The following is a 19,625-nucleotide window of genomic DNA, read 5'->3' as shown; positions in this document are numbered from 1 at the left end:
GTTGACTTCGTAACATTCGCTGACGTTTACATTTTATCAAAATTAAAATCAAAACACCAATCGCCCTCCCACGCTAATTATCATCTCAACAAAAGAAAAGCCGATGCTGCTATTATTCCAGCGCATCGGCGTGCAGAACCGTAATGGATGCGGCAGGTGCAAAATCTGGTTGTGCTCCATAGGCTTCCGGTAAAAACTTGAATTGTGATCCAAGTGCATAATCCAGGACTTCTTCAATGGAATCCACAGGAATAACCTCTAATCCGTTAAGCCCGCTGAATATTTCCTGCCAATTTTCTTTGGGAATGATGACACGGGTTACACCGGCTTGAAATGCAGCTTCAACCTTCGCCACAACTCCACCCACCGGCTTTACTTTTCCATGAATGCCAATTTCTCCGGTCAAAGCCAGATGGTTATCGACAGGTGTTTGCAATATCGCTGAAGCGATAGCAACTGCCATGGAAATGCCAGCTGAAGGGCCATCAATGGGAGTTCCGCCCGGGAAGTTGACATGTAGATCGAACTTGTAAGGATTGATGCCAAGCTTCCTTAAAACCGTCATTACATTTTCCACAGAGCCGCGCGCCATACTTTTGCGCCTGATCGTCCGCGAGGATCCTCCCATTTCTTCCTCATCAACAATCCCTGTTATTGTCAAGTTTCCTACCCCACCATGAGTAACCGGAATAGCCGTAACCTCGATCTCCAATACCATCCCCAGATTGGGACCATATACAGCCAGCCCATTCACAAATCCGATCTCCGGTTTGGCTCCGACCTTTTTCTCCGGCCTAGGTGGAATTTGCGAGCTGTTGACTACCCATTCCACATCAGCAGCCGTTACTGCTTTGCGAGCATCAGCCAAGGCCATTCCGGCGGCCAGCTGAATAATATTGACAGCTTCCCGGCCATTCGTAGCATGTTTCTTTACAACCTCAACCGCGGCGGGATTAACAGGGAAACCGATTTTGATAAACGCTTTTTCGGCAATCTCGCCAATCTCATTCGGAAGCAGTGGACGAAAAAATATTTCCATGCAACGCGAACGAATAGCAGGAGGTAATTCTTGTGGATTCCGTGTTGTCGCACCGACCATTCTAAAATCAGCAGGCAGGCCGTTTTGAAAAATATCATGGATATAGGAAGGCACATTCGTGTCCTCCGAATTATAATACGCGCTTTCGAGAAATACTTTACGATCCTCCAGCACCTTGAGCAGCTTGTTCATTTGATGCGGGTGAAGCTCACCGATCTCGTCGATAAACAAAATACCACCGTGCGCTTTCGTTACAGCACCTGGCTTGGGCTGAGGAATCCCGGCAACGCCCATTGCTCCCGCACCTTGATAAATCGGATCATGTACAGAACCAATCAAAGGGTCTGCTATCCCACGTTCATCAAACCGCGCTGTTGTCGCATCCACCTCGGTAAATTGGGCATCTTGGCGAAAAGGGGAGTCTTTATTGCTTTTGGCTTCCTCCAGAACTACACGTGCAGCAGCCGTTTTCCCTACTCCCGGTGGGCCATAGATGAGCACATGTTGAGGATTGGACCCGCACAAGGCTGCTTTGAGTGCCCTTAAGCCTTCCTTTTGTCCTACAATATCGTTCATCGCAGTTGGTCTTGTTTTTTCGGATAAGGGCTTATTTAATGATATGGCGCGAAGCTTACGCAATTTTTCCATTTCCTTTTTTGATTCTTTATCGATGGCAGTGCGATTTGTCTGCTGATTGCGCAGCAAATTCCAAAAATACATACCAATCACAACTGCAAAAAACAGCTGGATAATCATCAAAATCACACTAATATTCATTAGGGTCCCTCCTCAGAATTTTTCGCAGAAATTTACTTGGGCAGCATAAACTCGTATCTTGGAAATGACATCACAAGTATGTACCTTGCATGGTAGTATTCCCCTCTTGCAGACACACTAATCCTTACCTGAGAAAGTTTTCAAGCATGTATGATAACAAGGCATAGGAGAACGATAAGGAGTGAAAATGACGGAGGAGGAACCGACCACGTATGCGAATACGAATGATGATCTCAACAATTGTAATTCTCGGCATGACCCTTTCCTGCTCAATCAGCGGTAAGGCAGCATCCAAGCCTTATCCTTATATGATCAATCCTTTTTTAACGAATGTCGACGTGCTGCTCGATGTTGGGCACGGAGGCATAGACAGCGGAACGCTTCACGGAGATGTGTATGAAAAAGATATCAATCTGGAGATGGGGAAAGTTACGTACAGCTTGTTGCGGGAAAAAGGACTTCGTGTTCTTCTCAATCGACTGGATGACTATGCGCTCAGTAGTGAAAACCTTTGGTTTCGCAATCGTTCCAGACATTTGAAGGACTTGGCCCAGCGCAGCCATCTTGCGAACGAAATTCATCCCAAAATCGTAATCAGCCTTCATGTCAATTGGGCAACCAACAGTAAAGCACGCGGACCTGTGGTGCTCCATCAAAAAAGCGATGCAAGCAAACAGCTGGCCACCAGCTTGCAGCGATCCCTGAATCTTTTGTATGCAACAGAAACAGCACCGGTCTATGGAAAAACCTATTTTTTGCTAAAACATATTCAAGTTCCTGCTGTCATAGTGGAAATGGGCTTCATCTCTAACGCACAGGACCGCGAGCAAATGATGCAGCCGCAGAAGCAGCGCCAGCTTGCTGATGCCATCTGTGCCGGTATATTGACCTATCTGCAAAAATAGCCGGCCCACTAAGGGGCCAGCTGTGATATTTTTACAAATTCAGCTATTTGCTTCAAAACAGGCACCGATTGCTGGATAGCGGCTGCAGTGTATTTGCCTGGCGTGCCTACATGACCAATGACAACTGTAGTTTCGTTATCCTTAACGTGTGCCTCCACCTTCCTCGCCTGTTTAAGAATGTGCGCACGCGTGTATTGATCATCCATGAAAATGTGGTTTTCGAGCGTTCGGACTCCCAGCTCCTTGGCTAAGGACTGCACCACACTTTTGTGCGTTGTTTTGCTGTCCAAATAGATCAGATTGTTATTCTTGCATACTTCCAGAATGATACGCATAACTCTTGGATCTGCAGTCACCTTCGAGCCCATGTGATTATTCATCCCGATTGCAAAGGGCACATCATTAATCGCCGCCTGTACCCTTGTGCGGATTTCTTCATCGGACAGATCGGTTGTAATGGCTCCAGGCCCGAGCCAGCTTTTTTTGCCACGTACCGGTTCCATCGGCATATGAACCAATACATCGTGACCAAGCTTGTGTGCCCACTCGGCATCACGCCTTGTCGTCGGTAAAAAAGGCATTACCGCTGCAGTAAATGGAATCGTTAAGGCCATCATTTCTTCCGTGCCACGCATATCATTACCAAAATCGTCAATCACAATTGCTATTTTCTTGGTAATCGCTGGAGCTCCTTCAGGTGTTGGCTCGGCTTGACTTATACCAGAACCAAGGGATATCAGTACGACTGTGCTGGCAATAAGCCACTTTGCAGCTGTGTGCATGGTTACCTCCTTGTGCATCCGTAGAAAGCAGACTCGTAAGCAAATTGTTTTCCTGCTTTCTTATGTTATTCGTCAATACCGGCCAGCCTATGCAAAAACGCCAAAAAGCAGTGCCCCCATCGTACAGAGAACACTGCTTTCCTTAAGTGTAAAGATTTAGATTTATGAGGTCTGAGTGGAATGATGCTTTCTGCCAGGTATCTCGCCTGTTCTCCCAAAATGCTCCACGATAATATCGATTTCTTTCTTAAGCTCGGCCAACAGCTCGGCTTCCGGAACTTTGCGAATCATTTCTCCGTAACGGAACAGCATACCTTCTCCACGGGCTCCGGCGATCCCGATGTCAGCCTCTCTGGCTTCTCCTGGACCATTTACAGCGCAGCCAAGGACAGATACCTTGATCGGCACCTTAATCTTGGCAATATAGTCTTCTACCTCATTAGCGATCGAGAACAAATCAATATCGAGTCTTCCGCAGGTCGGGCATGAAACAAGGGTAGCCGCGTTCGTGATCAAACCAAAGGTTTTGAGCAGCTCACGAGCTACTTTAATTTCCTCAACAGGATCTGCGCTCAGGGAAATACGCAAAGTATTGCCCAAACCCATATTCAGCAAGGCGCCAATACCAGCTGCACTTTTCACTGAGCCCGTAAATAAAGTGCCTGCCTCAGTGATACCGAGATGCAGCGGATACCGGAATGCTTCTCCTGCCTTTTGGTAGGCAGCAATGGCCATCGGCACATCGGATGCTTTCAAGGAAACGATGATGTCATGGAAATCAAGCTCTTCGAGAATATTGATATGAAACAGTGCGCTTTCAACCATAGCTTCCGGTGTCGGATATCCATATTTTTCCAAAAGATGGTTTTCCAAAGAACCTGCATTTACCCCAATCCGAATCGGGATTCCGCGCTCCTTGCAGGCTTTAACAACCGCTTCTACTTTCTCGCGGCGGCCAATATTGCCTGGGTTGATCCGAACCTTGTCAATACCGTTCTCAATCGCCATCAGTGCAAGACGGTGATCAAAATGAATATCAGCGACCAAAGGGATGTGAATTTGTCTCTTGATCTCTTTGATCGCTTCTGCTGCCTCTTTGTTATTAACGGTAACCCGCACCATCTGACATCCGGCTTCTTCCAAACGGTGAATTTCCGCCACCGTTGCTTTGACATCAGCCGTTTTGGTTGTGCACATGCTCTGCATAATGACTTCGTTGCTTCCACCGATTGTCAAATTCCCTACTTTAACGGGAATGGTCTCCGCTCTGTGAAACATAACATATATCTCTCCCATGATACCAAACATCCTCCGCTCCGATTCAAGCCGGATCGGCCAGTAAATGGATTGGAGGCTGCTATGGTTAGTATATACTCAAGCTTAGGCGCTCTCTTCTTTTTTCTTCAACGATGCCTTGCCATCTTTGCTGCCTGCAGTGATTTCGGGAGCGACCTTGGATTGTACAGCTTCCTTGGTTACTACGCAGCTTGAGTTTTCAGTATGAGAAGGTGCTTCATACATCACCTCAAGCATGATGCTCTCAATAATGGCTCTTAAGCCGCGGGCACCCGTATTCCGTTTGATCGCTTCACGAGCAATTTCCTCGAGCGCTTCCGGGTTGAACTCCAAGTTCACGCTGTCCATTTCCAGCAGCTTTTGATACTGCTTAACAAGCGCATTCTTGGGTTCTGTCAGGATGCGAACCAGTGCGGGCTCGTCAAGCGGCTCCAATGTTGAGATAACCGGAAGACGTCCAACGAATTCGGGAATCAAGCCGAAACGAAGCAAATCCTCTGGCAGCACCATGGACAAGTACTCGCCCGGCTTCAAATCAACCTTAACTCCATCCGTACCAAAACCGATCACTTTTTTGCCGAGTCTGCGTTTGATGATTTGTTCCAAACCATCGAAGGCACCACCGCAAATAAACAAGATGTTGGTTGTATCGATCTGAATGAATTCCTGATGTGGATGCTTACGGCCGCCTTGCGGTGGAACCGAAGCTACTGTACCTTCCAGGATTTTCAATAGAGCTTGCTGAACACCTTCACCGGAAACATCCCGTGTAATGGATGGGTTTTCCGATTTACGTGCTACCTTATCAATTTCATCGATATAGATGATGCCGCGCTCTGCTTTTTCCACATCGTAATCAGCAGCCTGGATCAGCTTTAACAAAATATTTTCAACATCTTCGCCCACATAACCAGCTTCCGTTAAAGAAGTAGCATCCGCAATAGCAAAAGGTACGTTCAAAATTTTGGCTAATGTTTGAGCAAGCAGCGTTTTACCGCTTCCTGTTGGTCCCAGAAGAACGATATTGCTCTTTTGCAATTCAACCTCTTCTGATTTGCTTTGCTGTGAATTGATCCGCTTGTAGTGATTATAAACCGCTACAGACAACGATTTCTTAGCTTGTTCCTGACCAATGACGTATTGATCCAAAATATTACGAATTTCCTTTGGCTTTGGTACATCCTTCAGATCAAGCTCTTCTTCGTGACCCAATTCTTCCTCAACGATTTCTGTGCAAAGCTCGATACATTCATCGCATATATAAACTCCCGGCCCGGCTACCAGCTTACGTACTTGTTCCTGCGATTTGCCGCAGAATGAGCATTTGAGTTGGCCTTTTTCATCGTTAAATTTAAACATGGGATCACTCCTTATCCATTCAATTCGCTACGAGTGATGACCGCATCAATGAGCCCATAATTCTTGGCTTCTTCTGCACTCATGAAGTTATCACGGTCGGTATCGCGCTCAATTTTTTCATATGGCTGCCCTGTCCGGTCTACATATATCTGATTCAGCTTTTGCTTGGTTTTGACAATCCAATCCGCATGAATCTTAATGTCTGAAGCCTGGCCTCTGACACCGCCGAGTGGCTGGTGAATCATGACCTCACTATTAGGCAGTGCAAAACGTTTGCCTGGAGCGCCTGCTGTTAATAACAGAGATCCCATGCTGGCTGCCATGCCTACGCAAATAGTAGAAACATCCGGCTTAATAAACTGCATCGTATCATATATACCCAATCCGGCAGTAACAGAACCACCAGGAGAATTGATGTACAAATGAATATCCTTCTCCGCATCACTTGCAGACAAGAATAGCAGCTGAGCAATAACGAGGTTGGCAACATCATCGTCAATGCCGCTACCGATAAAGATGATCCGGTCCTTTAATAGGCGGGAATAAATATCATACGAGCGTTCTCCGCGTCCTTCCTGCTCGACAACCATAGGTATCAGACCCATTGTTCCAACCCCTTTACTTCAAAATGTGGTTCGTTTTTTATTGTATCAGAAAAGAAAACATTACACCAATCGATCGATTACCCTCCCAAACCCTCCCTGCAGGGAGGGCCCCAAAGGGCGCTGCCCTCTGGACTCCCTTTACGGGGGAGATACTGTGGTGTTCTCGGGCCGCTTTCGTTCCTGCGGAACACGCTTGGCTTTGGGTGCATAGGTGCGCTCAGATGGCTGTGGTGTTCTCGGGCCGCTTTCGTTCCTGCGGAACACGCTGGCTTTGGGCGCAGAGGTGCGCTTAGATGGCTGTGGTGTTCTCGGGCCGCTTTCGTTCCTTCGGAACACGCTGGCTTTGGGTGCATAGGTGCGCTTAGATGGCTGTGGTGTTCTCGGGTCGCTTTGGCCCCTTCGGGACAAGCTTTACTTTGGGTGTAAGGGATTATGCTACTTTACTACTTTACTACTTTGCTACTTAGTGATTCTTTACTGCAATTATGTTTGATTGTTTAAGGTGTTCTATGTATTACATTTCTAACATAGGCGTCCCTGCTAAGGGACGCCTATGTTAGACGAACGCGGGTAATTCTACCATATTCGGCCATGACCTTATGTAGTTAACATTTTAAAAAGCAGAAATACATGCAATACCTATAAAGAAAGGCACGCATAGTTATACGTGCCTGACTGCTATAGTTATTTGCTGTTTTCAACAAGGAAAGTAACTGTTTTTCTAACAAGCAAATCATGCTTAAGATCTTCAAGGTTGCCGTTCGCGCTCAGAATCGCATGAAGCTCTTCAGGAGTACGTTGGTATGAAGGAGCAAGATTGCCCAATTCAGCTTGGACTTCAGCTTCCGTAACGTCCAAACCTTCTGCTTTGGCAATAGCTTCCAGAACCAGGTTATTGCGAACGCGTTTTTCAGCGTCATCACGCATTTGGACTCTTAGAGCCTCATCGTTTTGACCTGTAAACTGGTAGTACATTTCGATATTCATGCCTTGAGTGCGAAGACGATTTTCGAATTCTTTAACCATTTGCGTGGTTTCGTTGTCGATCATCACAGGAGGAATGTCGATTTGTGCTGATTCAGCCGCTTTTTCAACAACATCCGCTTCTTTTTTGCGCTCGATTTCAGCTGCTTTACGAACACTCAGATTGTTTTTAAGATCGGATTTGAACTCTTCCAATGTTTCAAACTCACTGATATCCTTAGCAAACTCGTCATCCAGAACAGGAAGATTTTTGCGTTTGATGTCATGCAATTCGATCTTGAAGATCGCTTCTTTGCCTTGCAAATCTTCGGATTGGTAATTTTCAGGGAAAGTTACAGTAATATCCTTCAAATCACCTTTGTTCAACCCTACAACTTGCTCTTCAAAGCCCGGAATAAAGCTGCCGCTTCCCAGTTCAAGGGAATACTTCTCGGCTTTTCCGCCTTCAAATGCGACTCCATCAACGAATCCTTCGAAATCGATGGAAACTACATCGCCATTCTCAGCTGAACCTTCTTCAAGAGGAACCAATTCTGCATGACGCTTTTGCAGTTTGTCCAGCTCAGCAGTAATTTCTTCTTCTGTAACTTCAGCCTCATTAACTTCAAGCTCCAGACCTTTGTATTCGCCCAATTCAACTTCAGGCTTTACAATAACTTTTGCTTTGAATTTCAGGTTTTGGCCTTTAGCAAATTGCTCCACATCAACTTCTGGACGATCAACCGGATGAATACCAGTTTCTTCAACCGCTTCCACATAAGCCTCGGGAACAACGATATCCAGAGCGTCTTGGTACAAGCTTTCTACGCCGAATTTCGCTTCAAAGATCGAGCGTGGCACTTTCCCTTTACGGAAGCCCGGTACATTTACTTTTTGAACTACTTTTTTGAATGCTTTGTCGAGAGCCGCAGCCACTTGATCTACTTCAACCTCAACATCAAGAACGCCTACGTTCTTCTCTATTTTTTCCCAGCTTGCTTTCATTTTATGCTTTCCCCTCCAAAAATTATCCATTACAAATCGATGTTTCCTTTAAGGTAAACACGAAATGTTGTTCCGGCAATATAACCATTCTATTATAACATATACTTTTCTTTTTTCAAGCAATGTCCATAAAATCATTTAACAGGTCTTTGTGAAAAAAACTCTGCGGCAAATTGGAGAATGATCCGATAGGACTGTTCCCATTGAAACATCAGGTCGTTCGTGATCCCGTAAAGCTCCAGCACTTCGTCCTTCGTGCCGCTGTTAAATACCTTATCAAGCAATACAAAATGCAGCGCGGCCGCCCAGACATCAACGCCGTCCCGATCCTGTCGAAGAATCTGATTATAGGATGATGTTCCATAAATATAAGCAAGAAATTCATTCCAGGTCTCTTGAGCATAATAAAACAATGCTGGCTGACTGATCTGGCTCATTTCCTGAAAACGTTCCATAATCTCATTTATGGGCGATGGAAAATCCTCAAAGCTTTTGGGGGTATCCTCCACGTCCACTACAATCTTCTCTCCATGCTTGTCCAGCGTGAGCGGGCCTGTAACTCCACGGAGCTTAAGTGTTTGTAGTCCTTTATATTGAATTAAAGGATGCTGCTCATGAGCCGTCAGCCATTCAGAAATGCTGGTATCGATCGCGGGATGGTCAATGAAGGCCAGTTGATCCAACGCCAATAGCTGATTTTCTAACGATTGCGGCTGTTGAAGCATAGCGAGCAATTTCTCTGCGTACCCACTATCCGTCTTTGCTTTAATCGACAAATGCTGCCTGAGCAAATCCGCTTCAGTCAGATCGTCCTCTTCTTCCCCGGTAGCAAAGATTTCTTCCGGAAACATCGTCTGCAGCCACTCCAAGAGCGCCTGCCATTCTTCTTCAATCCTTGCATCCTGATGGTGACAGGTCAATAAAAAGCCCAGCAGCTGAATGGCCTCGCCATAGCGCTCAGTCTCCAGCATTCGGGTGAGCTCGAATTGGTAAAACTCGACGGTTTTAGGAAAAAGAATGACATTCTCGTTCGGCTTCTCGGACAAAAGCCCATCACCTCCTCCTCGGCTTTAATGTTGAGAGCAGTTTAACCGATTGGCCGATGGAATGCAAAATCTGTTGAATGCTTATGAATTTAAGTATGCCTCATTATGTATACCATAATTTCATGGCTGTGCAGCTTCTTGTCATGTTGTCATTACCCCTTATCGCGTCAATTGAATATTCGACACCAAGAAGCAACAAAAAACAACGGAAGGAATCCTCCGCTGTCCTGGTAAAGCCTTATACAATTTTCATCGCTGCTTGAATCAATTTGGCTTTAATATCGGGATCTCGATCAATAAAAGCATACATTTTGTCTATGGTTTCTTTATTTTGCAAATAATCCTTTTCCGATTGAATCGCTTCATGAGACCATTCCAGCAGCAGCTTTTCCGCTGCTCCCAAATCATTCAGTGCAGTATGAAGGCTTGTCTCTTCAATGAGCTCTTCAATTTTCTCTTGATTAACTACACCAAGGACTTTGACAACTGCCAGCTTATTTTGAAACGCCTCATTCGCTTTCTCAAAGCGTTCTTTGGCTTCTTTATATTCGCTTTGTGCCTTGGAGAATTTTGTTTTCCTCATAAGTAACCACCTCATCATTCTTGATCGAATCAGTTCGCCCGTTGAGCATGTGCATATCGGAGCATAAACTGAAAAACCTGTGTAATTGTACTATCCGTCATACGGTTAGAGTGGGATAATTTCACTCGTTCTATTCATGCGGAACGAAACCAATAATAAAGCACTAACGCATAGTTTAAACGGTATTTTGTTTTTTGTCTATCTTTTCCTCTTGCAAGGACAGACATTTTCTGATTTTATACCGCATAACCTTTATCATCTGCTGTCGCTGCCGAATGGCTGGTCATTCGCCAACACAAACACTCTAAGAGAGGATGAAGGCTATGTGCGGAATAACAGGATGGATTGACTGGCAAAAAGATTTAACGCAGTATCCGTCCGTTTTGGAGCAAATGACGTATACGCTGCTAAATCGGGGACCCGATGCTTCCGGTACCTGGATCACCCCGCATTGTGCGCTCGGGCACAGACGTCTTAGCGTTATGGACCCAGCCAATGGAGCTCAACCCATGGTGCGCCATTACGGAGAAAACGTGTTTACTATTGTGTACAATGGAGAATTATATAATGCTCCCGAGTTAAAAAAAGAGCTTGAGCTGCGCGGACATGTTTTTCATACGACTTGCGATACGGAAGTGCTGCTCGTTTCGTATATCGAATGGGGCCGCTCCTGCGTGGATCGCTTGAATGGAATTTATGCTTTTGGCGTTTGGAATTCGCAAGACCAATCGTTATTTCTCGTCCGCGATCGGCTGGGTGTTAAGCCGTTATTTTATTCTTACACGGATGGTCGACTGCTGTTCGGCTCCGAGCCCAAATCGATATTAGCCCATCCCGATTTTCCTGCTCAAATCAGCGGAGAGGGTCTTGCCGAGATCTTCGCTGTGGGTCCAGCACGTACTCCTGGCCACGGCATATACAGCAATATGTCGGAGCTGAAGCCTGGTCATTGGCTGAATATGGATCGTAATGGCTTGAGCATACGCCCCTACTGGAAGCTGGAAAGCAAGCCGCATGAGGACGATATCGATACGACTGCACAGCGGATTCATGAATTACTGCAGGACACCGTACAACGTCAAATGGCCTCTGATGTCCCCATCTGCACATTATTGTCCGGAGGACTCGATTCAAGCGCTCTAAGCGCATTTGCAGCTAACTACAACAAAGAGAATGACTTGGGGCAGCTCCATACGTTTTCGATTGATTATGTGGACAATGCCAAATATTTCAAATCGAATGCATTCCAACCCAATTCTGACGCGCCATGGATTAAACGAATGACGGAGTTTCTCGGCAGCGAGCATCATTATCTTGAATTCGATACGCCTGAGCTGGTGGAATCGCTAAAAACCGCCGTTTTTGCCCGTGATTTACCCGGTATGGCCGACGTAGACGGCTCTTTATATTTGTTTTGCCGTGAAATTAAAAAGGCAGCTACCGTGGCCATCTCAGGTGAAGCGGCCGATGAAATCTTTGGTGGCTATCCATGGTTTCATAAGGAAGAAACGCTGAAAGCCAACACGTTTCCATGGTCCCTCGCTACCAAGGATCGGGTCAATCTGCTTTCGCCTGATTTTCTGGATTGGGTTAAGCCTGAGCAGTATGTACAGGAGCGTTACCGTCAGGCACTTTCCGAGGTACCGCGGCTATCCGGAGAAAATCATGATCAGAACCGGATGCGCGAAATGTCTTATTTGAATATTACCCGCTTTATGCCGACTTTACTTGATCGTAAGGACCGAATGAGTATGGCTGTAGGGCTGGAGGTACGAGTACCCTTTTGCGACCATCGACTTGTTGAATACGTTTGGAATATTCCATGGGAAATGAAATCGGCTGGTGATCGGGAAAAAGGCATTCTACGCAGAGCGCTTCGCGGCGTCTTGCCGGAGGACGTCTTAACACGTAAAAAAAGCCCTTACCCCAAGACGCACAATCCAAGCTATCTGGAGGCTGTGCGTACTTGGGTACTCGACATTCTGAATGACCCTAACTCTCCGCTGCTCACCTTTATCGATGTCGATAAAATTCGCGCTCTGGCCGAAGGTGATGCCGATCAGTTCAATTTGCCGTGGTTCGGGCAGCTCATGACAGGTCCGCAGCTGTTTGCCTATTTGGCACAAGCAGATACATGGTTAAGGCACTATAAGGTATCGATTCGGTAGGTAGAGCGGCCAAGTGAGTGTTTCGCACTAGAGCAGGGACAAACAAAAACAGGGCAGCAGCCGGAGTTAAATCGGCTGCTGCCCATTCATTTGAGTGGAATCAAAATCATGTAGATTCGGATTTACTGCTCAAGACTTCGCTTCAATCGCATGACGCAGGGATTGAAGCGCATGGCCGCGGTGGCTAATTCTGTTCTTTTGCTCGCTCGTAAGCTCCGCCATCGTTTGACCGTACTCCGGTATGTAGAACAGCGGATCATAGCCGAAGCCGTGATTCCCTCGGGGAGCACTTATAATTTGACCTTCACATTCACCTTGCGCCTGCGCGATGCTGTGTCCGTTCGCATCAACAAGGCATAACGCGCATACAAATCGTGCACGACTTAAAATATGGGGGCTATGGCTATTAACAGGAATCGAAGACGGTTCGGATAATGCCAGCAAAGATTGCAGCAGCTTGCTGTTATTTTGTTCATCCGTTGCTCCCTCTCCGGCATAACGAGCCGAATATACACCTGGGTCGCCATTCAACGCATCCACGCACAATCCGGAATCATCAGCAATTACCGGAACTCCCAAGGACAAGGCTATCGTACGAGCTTTAATATAAGCATTATCAGCAAATGTCGCTCCGTCCTCCACAATTTCGGGCAAGCCGCTGAAATCACGCAGGCTCTTGATGACAATATGCTCATCTGCAAACATCGCCGCCAGCTCTTTCACCTTACCCTCATTGCTGGTGGCGACTACAATTTCAGTTCCGAGCTGCCGTCGCATGGGAAATCCTCCTGATCCGGGCTGAAATCTCCGGTCCTAACGCCTCTTCCTGAGCAAGAATCATTTCTTGAATGCCAGTCTCTGCAAGTGCAAGCAGCTCATTAAGCTCGTCCCGGGAAAATGGTGACTCCTCACCGGTTCCCTGAACCTCTACAAACTTACCTTCTCCGGTCATGACGACGTTCATATCCACCTTGGCTTTGGAATCCTCTTCATAGTTCAGATCCAGACAAGACTTCTCATTCACAACTCCAACACTGACAGCCCCCAGAAAATCCCGGATCGGATAGGATTTGAGATTACGATCCTTGGCGAGCTTGTCGATTGCAAAAGCCATCGCGATAAACGCGCCGGTTATTGAGGTAGTACGCGTACCTCCATCCGCCTGAATCACATCACAATCCAGTGTAATCGAACGCTCTCCAAGCGCCTCCAGGCTGACCACCGACCGAAGTGCACGTCCGATCAGACGTTGAATTTCCATCGTGCGTCCGCCAAGCTTGCCTTTAGCCGATTCCCTTTGGTTACGAACCTGGGTTGCTCTTGGGAGCATCGAATATTCCGCCGTGATCCAGCCTTTCCCTTGCCCTTTCATGAAGGGAGGGACTCTTTCCTCAATCGTTGCCGTACAAATGACCTTGGTCTCCCCGACCTCGATAAATACCGATCCTTCGGCATGCTTATTATAATGCGTAGTAATCGCAGTAACTCTTGTCTGGTTATGCTGTCTGCCATCGCTTCTCATTGTGAACTTGGTTCCTCCTTAAAATACCCTAATTAACCTTACCCATTGTAACAGAGTCCAACATGCAGTTCCAACAAAATAAGGGAGCGTGAGCTCCCTTATGCTTTGCTTCCTTATAATTTGGATGGGTTGACCTCGGAGGGTCTGCTGACGGGCTTGCTGTAGCTTTGATTATCAGTGGTGCTGACTTTAGCATCTCCATTAACTGTGATTTGAACCTTGGTTGCGGCTCCTGCATTTTCCGTTAACGACAATACAACTGCCCTCATCGCATTGCCAGGAGCTTTTTTGTCAGGTCCCAATACCTTATCGGAAAAATCTACGGTGATCAAATCACCAGCTTTTTGAATATGCTTGAGCTCTGAGCCAGGCGTCATGACGGCAGAAAGTCCTTTCTTCTGATCGGGCCCTACAATAAGCTGCTCAATGACAGACTGCGCTACATTATCTGTACGTTTAATCATTCGTGTAACAGGAACGTAATAGCTGTACAGATCTTTATTTTGCCCCAGAAAATATAGGGTTACCGGTGTAGACTGCCCATACTCCACACCATCCTGCTTCTCCAGATTAATGCCAAACGCTCTCGTAAGCGGTTCATCGAGCGGTGTTCCGCCCTGTGGCATTTCCGTCAATGCTTTCCCTTCCACCCGCAGCTGCACCTTTTCCACCGAAGGAAACCCGGTTAGCGTCCATACGATGGCTTCTAATATTTTTCTTTCGTCCTGTAGATTATAATCCGTGAAGGCTTTGGACAAATCGACAACCGCCAATTTTTGATCCTTCACAATATTGATACCTTTGACTGTTGTACCCTTAGGCAAAATTCCTATAAAACCGGAAGGCATGTTTTTGGAGGCTGCACTTCCCTCAACCATCGATTCCAATGCGGTTTTGGCCACCTCAACCGATTTTTCAACCTGCAGGGCAATGGGAGCGATAAAACCATTCTCATCCTTGGCATAGACGGTAATAGCCGCAAGATTCTGGGCAGTTGTGCCGCTGACGGGTTGGGTTATCGTGGGTGCTGCAGCAGGTTCGACACCCGTCGGTGGAGGGTCAATCGGCTGCGATTGTTCCTTCGTACCCAGCAGGGAACAGCCCGATGTCAGCAGTACAATTGCGCTCGTCACAGCTGCCAATCGAATCCATGGATATTGTTTCATGATAGTTCCTCCTACGAATATAATTGTTTGTCCAATTCTCTTATTCCCACTATACGAAGGACAGCCTGCTTTTATGACAACCTGTTTTGTGAAATATAAGACCGAACCGAGTATTGTATTGATTTTATGTATTGATTATTTTTATAATAGGTTATGATTATAATGATCTATTTGTACAGCTCATTCGTAGTTCCAAAGTAATAAGAGTATGAGTCTCTCCCATAATAACGAGGTGATGACGATGCAGCCGAGCCCTTCTGGACATGACGTGTTTTTCCGTCAGCTATTTGATCAAAGCACTGACCTGATACAAGGCATTACACTTGATTATAATCTTGCTTATATTTCTCCATCCTGCTCAACCTTGCTTAAGCGCTCTCCAGAGGACCTGCTTGGACAGCCCTGCTACAGTCATATATATGAAGACGATCTCATACGATTTCAACAAGCAGTTGAGCAGTTGATTCACGAGCAGATCCCTTTTCATCTCCAATATCGATATGTGCAGGCGAACGGCTCCTTGATTTGGCTGGAAAGCAAAGGTTCACTCGTTCAAATCGAACACAATCTGGCCGGTGTCGGATTTATCACACGAGATATTAGTGAACACAAGAGCATTGAAGAAAACCTTACCCAGATGGCTTATTATGATTCCTTAACCACACTGCCCAATCGCAGACTGTTTCAGGATCGTTATTACCAGTCTTTGTTGGCTGCCAAAAGGTATCAACGAAAGATGGCCCTGCTCTATTTGGATTTGGATGATTTCAAGCTGATCAATGATCATTACGGTCATGCGGTTGGTGATGATTTGCTCAAAATGGTAGCAGCCCGCTTATCTCACTGTGTTCGAGACCCCGATACAGTTTGCCGTTTGGGTGGTGACGAATTCGTTATTTTGCTGCAACAGTTTGAACAAAAGGAGGATATCGTGAAGGTCTCCGAAAGAGTGCTGGATGCCATTAGCAGCCGTTTTGTCATCCAACATCATGATATTTTCATCACCTGTAGTATGGGAGCCGCCTACTATCCACATGATGGTAGCGATGGCAATGAGCTGCTCGATATCGCGGATGCCGCCATGTATCAAGCCAAAAGAAGCGGTAAAAACGATATAAAGCTATAAATGCTGTTCAATACGCGCACAAGAATAGGAGAGATCATCATGACCGTACCCGTTCCCTATAACTTAAATTCAGCCAGTGTGGCCAATGCGGCCAAAAGCTGGTTGATCCAAAGAGGCGTAAAAGTCACAGATATGGCAGAATTAACTTATTTTCTGCAAAAGGACTACTATCCGACCCTGACGATGGAACAATGTATCGAAAGCGTTAATGCCGTCATCGAAAAACGTGAGGTGCAAAATGCGATCCTGACTGGCATTCAATTAGATATGCTTGCCGAGGAAGGCAAGCTCTTGCCTCCTTTGCAGGAGATGATCGAGAACGATGAAGGACTTTATGGATGCGATGAAATTCTGGCCCTTTCCATTGTGAATGTATATGGAAGCATCGGCTTAACAAATTTCGGATATATCGATAAGCTCAAGCCCGGCATTCTCAAGATGCTTAATGATAAACACGGAGAACACAAGCATACCTTTCTCGATGATATCGTAGGTGCTATTGCCTCCGCGGCGAGCAGTCGAATTGCACACCGTAAGCAGGCAGAGAAGGAAATCGATCAACAGGCCGGCAATTAATTTACTCCCCGGATTTAAACATAAGGTACTGGACTGCGTTGTCGCTTTCGTTACCGTAACTCAAAAAACACAGGATGCGCCTCCCGATTGGGAGATGCTACCTGTGTTTGTTTGGATTGAGCTTTTGAACCTCTGGTTGCCATATGTAGTTGCTAATAATTGCCACAGTTATCTGATGCTTAACGCTTTGACAACATAGCTGTAAGCTGCCTCACTCCAGCGCTGCTTACAATCAGCTAGCAGCTCCTGCTTCGCTTCTTCAGCTGAAATCCGTACCGTATTCAGCCCATGCTGGTCGATCCAAACCTCGGACAATACGTAGCAGGTGCTGTTCCAGCCATTTTTGTTGCCCTGCTCGTTCAAACGATCAGAGATTCCCGCAATGACCACCTCTGTTGAGCTCTGAAGCTCAATTAACGTTTTATCGAATTCAGCTTTATCTTCTTTACTCGCCAAACCGACTGCTCTACGTAATGTTTTCACATCAATGCCGGGATTATCACGTATTACCTCATAGAGTCGTACCGTATGTCGCGACGCCAGTCCATCCTGGTAACGCTCTTCCACTTCCATCGATGACTCCAGTGCACGACACCATAGTGGAAACAGTCGGGAATCGATCAGCATCGGCTTTTTTTTGAAAAAGCGACCGTAGGCCGCAATCCCTTCACCAGCAAAACGATCTCTCCACAGCCACGGATCACTGGCCTCTCCCGTATGCCAGGCAGCTTTCTCTGTTATCGATTCCAAAGAAGGATGCTCCGGAATAAAGCTGGATAACGGTACAACTCCCATTTCCTTTACAATGGATACCGCTTCTTCAAAGGTATGAATCTTTGTCATTAGCTTTGTCACCTCATTATTCGTCCTTATCAGCGAATCGCCTGAAAATGAACGATACCTTCCTGGTCTGAACGCTTCAAATCTCCAGTATCCAGCAAATAAATCAGATGCGCCAACGTTTCAGACAAGGCGAAACGCAATTGATGAAGCGTAAGTCTCTCGCCAAAGGCTTCCCGGCAAACTTCGTATGTAGTCCGCGGCTCAGCTATTAAGGCTTGTCGCATCGTTGCAAGTCTTGCTTCGTGATGATCGATCAGCTCGAGTGTCCTGCGGGAAAACGTCTGAAACGGCTCACGATGCCCAGGATAGGCCCAGGCAACGTCATAACTGCTCATCTGATGAAGACTCTGCAAAAAACTCCCAAGCGGGTTCTCATCGATCCCTCCAGGCAAATAGCTGATATTCGGAGATATTTGCGGAATCACATGATCCCCGCACAGCATCTCCTTCGTTTCCTCCCGGTAGAAGCACACATGACCTGCAGCATGACCTGGCGTATGTATCGTCTCATAGTCATGGTCTCCGAGCCGTATCAGCTCTCCTATCGGGATCAGAGTAACCTGCGGCTGTGGCGATACCATAGCAACGAATTCTTCCATATGTGCTTTCATAGGCTGCAGAAGCTCGGCAGGCAGCCCATGTGCTTGGAACAAAGTCAGCAGCGAATTCGTCATTGGCTGCCCTTCTCCCCACAGCAGTCGTACCTGCTCATAACCGATGGACGACATGCGAACAGGCGCAGCAGAGCGCTCCTGAAACCAGCCAGCCAGCCCATAATGGTCCGGATGGTGATGAGTCAGCACAATTTGCTCGATATCGCGATACACGATCCCAAGCTCCTGCAGCACCTGCTCCCAGCATTGCTCAGAGGCTTCAGTATGAAGACCGGGATCGAGCAGCGTAAATCCGTCCTTACCGCGTATAAGATAGCTGTTCACCCACCGAAGCGGGAATGGCAGCGGAACTTTGATTTGATGTATCGCTTCATTATGTAACGTTATGAGCCCCATGCGTTCCTATCCTTTCCGCCGTCCCACAAATATCATGCGTTTCGATTCAGTCTTATCGTAAGGAGAAGCATCATAAGCACCATACACATGCAGGACCTCAAGCCCAACACGATCCAGCATGGTTAGGAAGGCTTCCTGATGATACAGCTTAACCTGCTCCAGATAGGAGCGATCCTCGGCTCCCGGCTCACTCACCACGATGGTTTTACGAACAAAGCCGTCCTCGATCTTTCGAGTTTCTTCAATCGTGCTGCTTCCTTCTGTTCGTTTTGAAAAAGGGACGAGGTTCCGTTCCACAAATTCCGGGTTCAAAAAGTCGATAATAAACTGGCCTTGACCAGACGGCTTCAGAAGACGATAAATCTCCTGCAGCACCTTTTCGTTCTCGGCATCCTCTTCAAAATAGCCGAACGAAGTAAATAAATTAACGACGGCATCAAATTGCTGGTTGATCTGCACATCGCGCATATCCCCTTGAATCCATTGAACCTTCTGCTGTGTATCCAATCGAACAGCTTCCTTCAGCAGGACGCCAGACAAATCAATTCCCGTAACCTTATAACCACAATCAGTCAGAGCCATCGAATGTCTGCCCATTCCACAGCATAAATCAAGCACTTCAGCACCTTGATCAAGCTTAAGCCATTCAATCATTCCTTTGACCTCGTTATAGGCACCCTGCATATCACGGTGTTTATAAACGAGCAAATAGTCATCTCCAAAGCTATTTTTATACCAATCTGACATGTATATTCTCCTTTGCTGCAGGCTCTCTATGGGAGGTATTCCTCATCATCCTGCTTGACCTTATTCAATCTTACCAAATTTTTATTAGCGAGTCACAATATACTGAA

19 protein-coding genes are annotated in these 19,625 nt (G+C 46.5%); 5 read left to right on the top strand and 14 right to left on the bottom strand.

The window, feature by feature from the left end; genetic code table 11:
- Window positions 1–112 precede the first annotated feature (112 nt).
- On the bottom strand, window positions 113–1,816 hold the full coding sequence (gene lonB, locus NST47_RS10150) for an ATP-dependent protease LonB (protein WP_341155032.1): 1,704 nt from the start codon (window positions 1,814–1,816) through the stop codon (window positions 113–115).
- 212 nt (window positions 1,817–2,028) lie between these two features.
- On the opposite strand from lonB, the gene NST47_RS10145 reads away from it, so the two are divergent.
- Complete coding sequence (locus tag NST47_RS10145) at window positions 2,029–2,721, top strand: N-acetylmuramoyl-L-alanine amidase family protein (protein ID WP_341155031.1); 693 nt, start codon at window positions 2,029–2,031, stop codon at window positions 2,719–2,721.
- A gap of 8 nt (window positions 2,722–2,729) precedes the next feature.
- On the opposite strand, the gene NST47_RS10140 is transcribed toward NST47_RS10145, so the two are convergent.
- From NST47_RS10140 to NST47_RS10110, 7 genes are all read right to left on the bottom strand, one after another.
- Window positions 2,730–3,503 (bottom strand): divergent polysaccharide deacetylase family protein, encoded by a 774-nt coding sequence (locus tag NST47_RS10140; RefSeq protein ID WP_341155030.1) that lies wholly within the window; start codon window positions 3,501–3,503, stop codon window positions 2,730–2,732.
- 162 nt (window positions 3,504–3,665) lie between these two features.
- Window positions 3,666–4,781, bottom strand: a complete 1,116-nt coding sequence (gene ispG / locus NST47_RS10135) for a flavodoxin-dependent (E)-4-hydroxy-3-methylbut-2-enyl-diphosphate synthase (protein WP_341159646.1) — start codon at window positions 4,779–4,781, stop codon at window positions 3,666–3,668.
- A gap of 102 nt (window positions 4,782–4,883) precedes the next feature.
- Window positions 4,884–6,158: an ATP-dependent protease ATP-binding subunit ClpX gene (clpX, locus tag NST47_RS10130; RefSeq protein WP_341155029.1), complete on the bottom strand. Its 1,275-nt coding sequence runs from the start codon at window positions 6,156–6,158 to the stop codon at window positions 4,884–4,886.
- Between the two features lie 11 nt (window positions 6,159–6,169).
- Entirely contained in the window at window positions 6,170–6,763 is a 594-nt protein-coding gene (gene clpP, locus NST47_RS10125; protein WP_341155028.1) for an ATP-dependent Clp endopeptidase proteolytic subunit ClpP, read from the bottom strand.
- 684 nt (window positions 6,764–7,447) lie between these two features.
- The gene (gene tig / locus NST47_RS10120) at window positions 7,448–8,731 is read right to left on the bottom strand and encodes a trigger factor (RefSeq protein WP_341155027.1); all 1,284 of its coding nucleotides are present in this window, start codon (window positions 8,729–8,731) and stop codon (window positions 7,448–7,450) included.
- A 134-nt stretch (window positions 8,732–8,865) separates the two neighbouring features.
- The gene (locus NST47_RS10115) at window positions 8,866–9,777 is read right to left on the bottom strand and encodes a hypothetical protein (protein ID WP_341155026.1); all 912 of its coding nucleotides are present in this window, start codon (window positions 9,775–9,777) and stop codon (window positions 8,866–8,868) included.
- Between the two features lie 238 nt (window positions 9,778–10,015).
- Window positions 10,016–10,360, bottom strand: coding sequence for a hypothetical protein (locus NST47_RS10110; protein ID WP_076231446.1), 345 nt, complete (start codon window positions 10,358–10,360; stop codon window positions 10,016–10,018).
- Window positions 10,361–10,496: 136 nt separating this feature from the next.
- On the opposite strand from NST47_RS10110, the gene NST47_RS10105 reads away from it, so the two are divergent.
- Window positions 10,497–10,709, top strand: coding sequence for a hypothetical protein (locus NST47_RS10105; RefSeq protein WP_341155025.1), 213 nt, complete (start codon window positions 10,497–10,499; stop codon window positions 10,707–10,709).
- Window positions 10,684–12,528: an asparagine synthase (glutamine-hydrolyzing) gene (gene asnB / locus NST47_RS10100; RefSeq protein ID WP_341155024.1), complete on the top strand. Its 1,845-nt coding sequence runs from the start codon at window positions 10,684–10,686 to the stop codon at window positions 12,526–12,528. The genes NST47_RS10105 and asnB overlap by 26 nt, the downstream gene beginning before the upstream one ends.
- Before the next feature lie 129 nt (window positions 12,529–12,657).
- Here the strand turns inward: asnB and NST47_RS10095 are convergent, their stop codons facing one another.
- From NST47_RS10095 to NST47_RS10085, 3 genes are all read right to left on the bottom strand, one after another.
- Complete coding sequence (locus tag NST47_RS10095; protein WP_341155023.1) at window positions 12,658–13,305, bottom strand: XTP/dITP diphosphatase; 648 nt, start codon at window positions 13,303–13,305, stop codon at window positions 12,658–12,660.
- Window positions 13,283–14,050 carry a ribonuclease PH gene (rph, locus tag NST47_RS10090; protein WP_341155022.1) on the bottom strand — a complete coding sequence of 256 codons (768 nt, stop codon included), beginning with the start codon at window positions 14,048–14,050 and terminating at the stop codon, window positions 13,283–13,285. The genes NST47_RS10095 and rph overlap by 23 nt, the downstream gene beginning before the upstream one ends.
- 113 nt (window positions 14,051–14,163) lie before the next feature.
- A complete protein-coding gene (locus tag NST47_RS10085; RefSeq protein WP_341155021.1) occupies window positions 14,164–15,216 on the bottom strand; it encodes a GerMN domain-containing protein in 1,053 nt (350 codons plus the stop codon).
- A gap of 241 nt (window positions 15,217–15,457) precedes the next feature.
- Here NST47_RS10085 and NST47_RS10080 point away from each other — a divergent pair, with 241 nt between their 5' ends.
- Window positions 15,458–16,342, top strand: coding sequence for a sensor domain-containing protein (locus NST47_RS10080; protein WP_341155020.1), 885 nt, complete (start codon window positions 15,458–15,460; stop codon window positions 16,340–16,342).
- Between the two features lie 39 nt (window positions 16,343–16,381).
- Window positions 16,382–16,918, top strand: a complete 537-nt coding sequence (locus NST47_RS10075; protein WP_341155019.1) for a phosphatidylglycerophosphatase A family protein — start codon at window positions 16,382–16,384, stop codon at window positions 16,916–16,918.
- Between the two features lie 168 nt (window positions 16,919–17,086).
- On the opposite strand, the gene NST47_RS10070 is transcribed toward NST47_RS10075, so the two are convergent.
- Genes NST47_RS10070 through NST47_RS10060 form a run of 3 tightly spaced genes read right to left on the bottom strand, consistent with a single transcriptional unit; the run spans window position 17,087 to window position 19,518 of the window.
- Window positions 17,087–17,761 carry an AlkZ-related protein gene (locus NST47_RS10070; protein ID WP_341155018.1) on the bottom strand — a complete coding sequence of 225 codons (675 nt, stop codon included), beginning with the start codon at window positions 17,759–17,761 and terminating at the stop codon, window positions 17,087–17,089.
- 29 nt (window positions 17,762–17,790) lie between these two features.
- Complete coding sequence (locus NST47_RS10065) at window positions 17,791–18,771, bottom strand: MBL fold metallo-hydrolase (RefSeq protein WP_341155017.1); 981 nt, start codon at window positions 18,769–18,771, stop codon at window positions 17,791–17,793.
- Window positions 18,772–18,777: 6 nt separating this feature from the next.
- Window positions 18,778–19,518 (bottom strand): class I SAM-dependent methyltransferase, encoded by a 741-nt coding sequence (locus tag NST47_RS10060; RefSeq protein WP_341155016.1) that lies wholly within the window; start codon window positions 19,516–19,518, stop codon window positions 18,778–18,780.
- Window positions 19,519–19,625: the final 107 nt, after the last annotated feature.

The sequence above is a fragment of the Paenibacillus sp. FSL H8-0034 genome, from assembly GCF_038000305.1.
Taxonomy (GTDB): Bacteria; Bacillota; Bacilli; order Paenibacillales; family NBRC-103111; genus Paenibacillus_S.
Note: the sequence above shows the minus strand (reverse complement) of the source record. Positions and strands in the feature narration are given on the sequence as shown.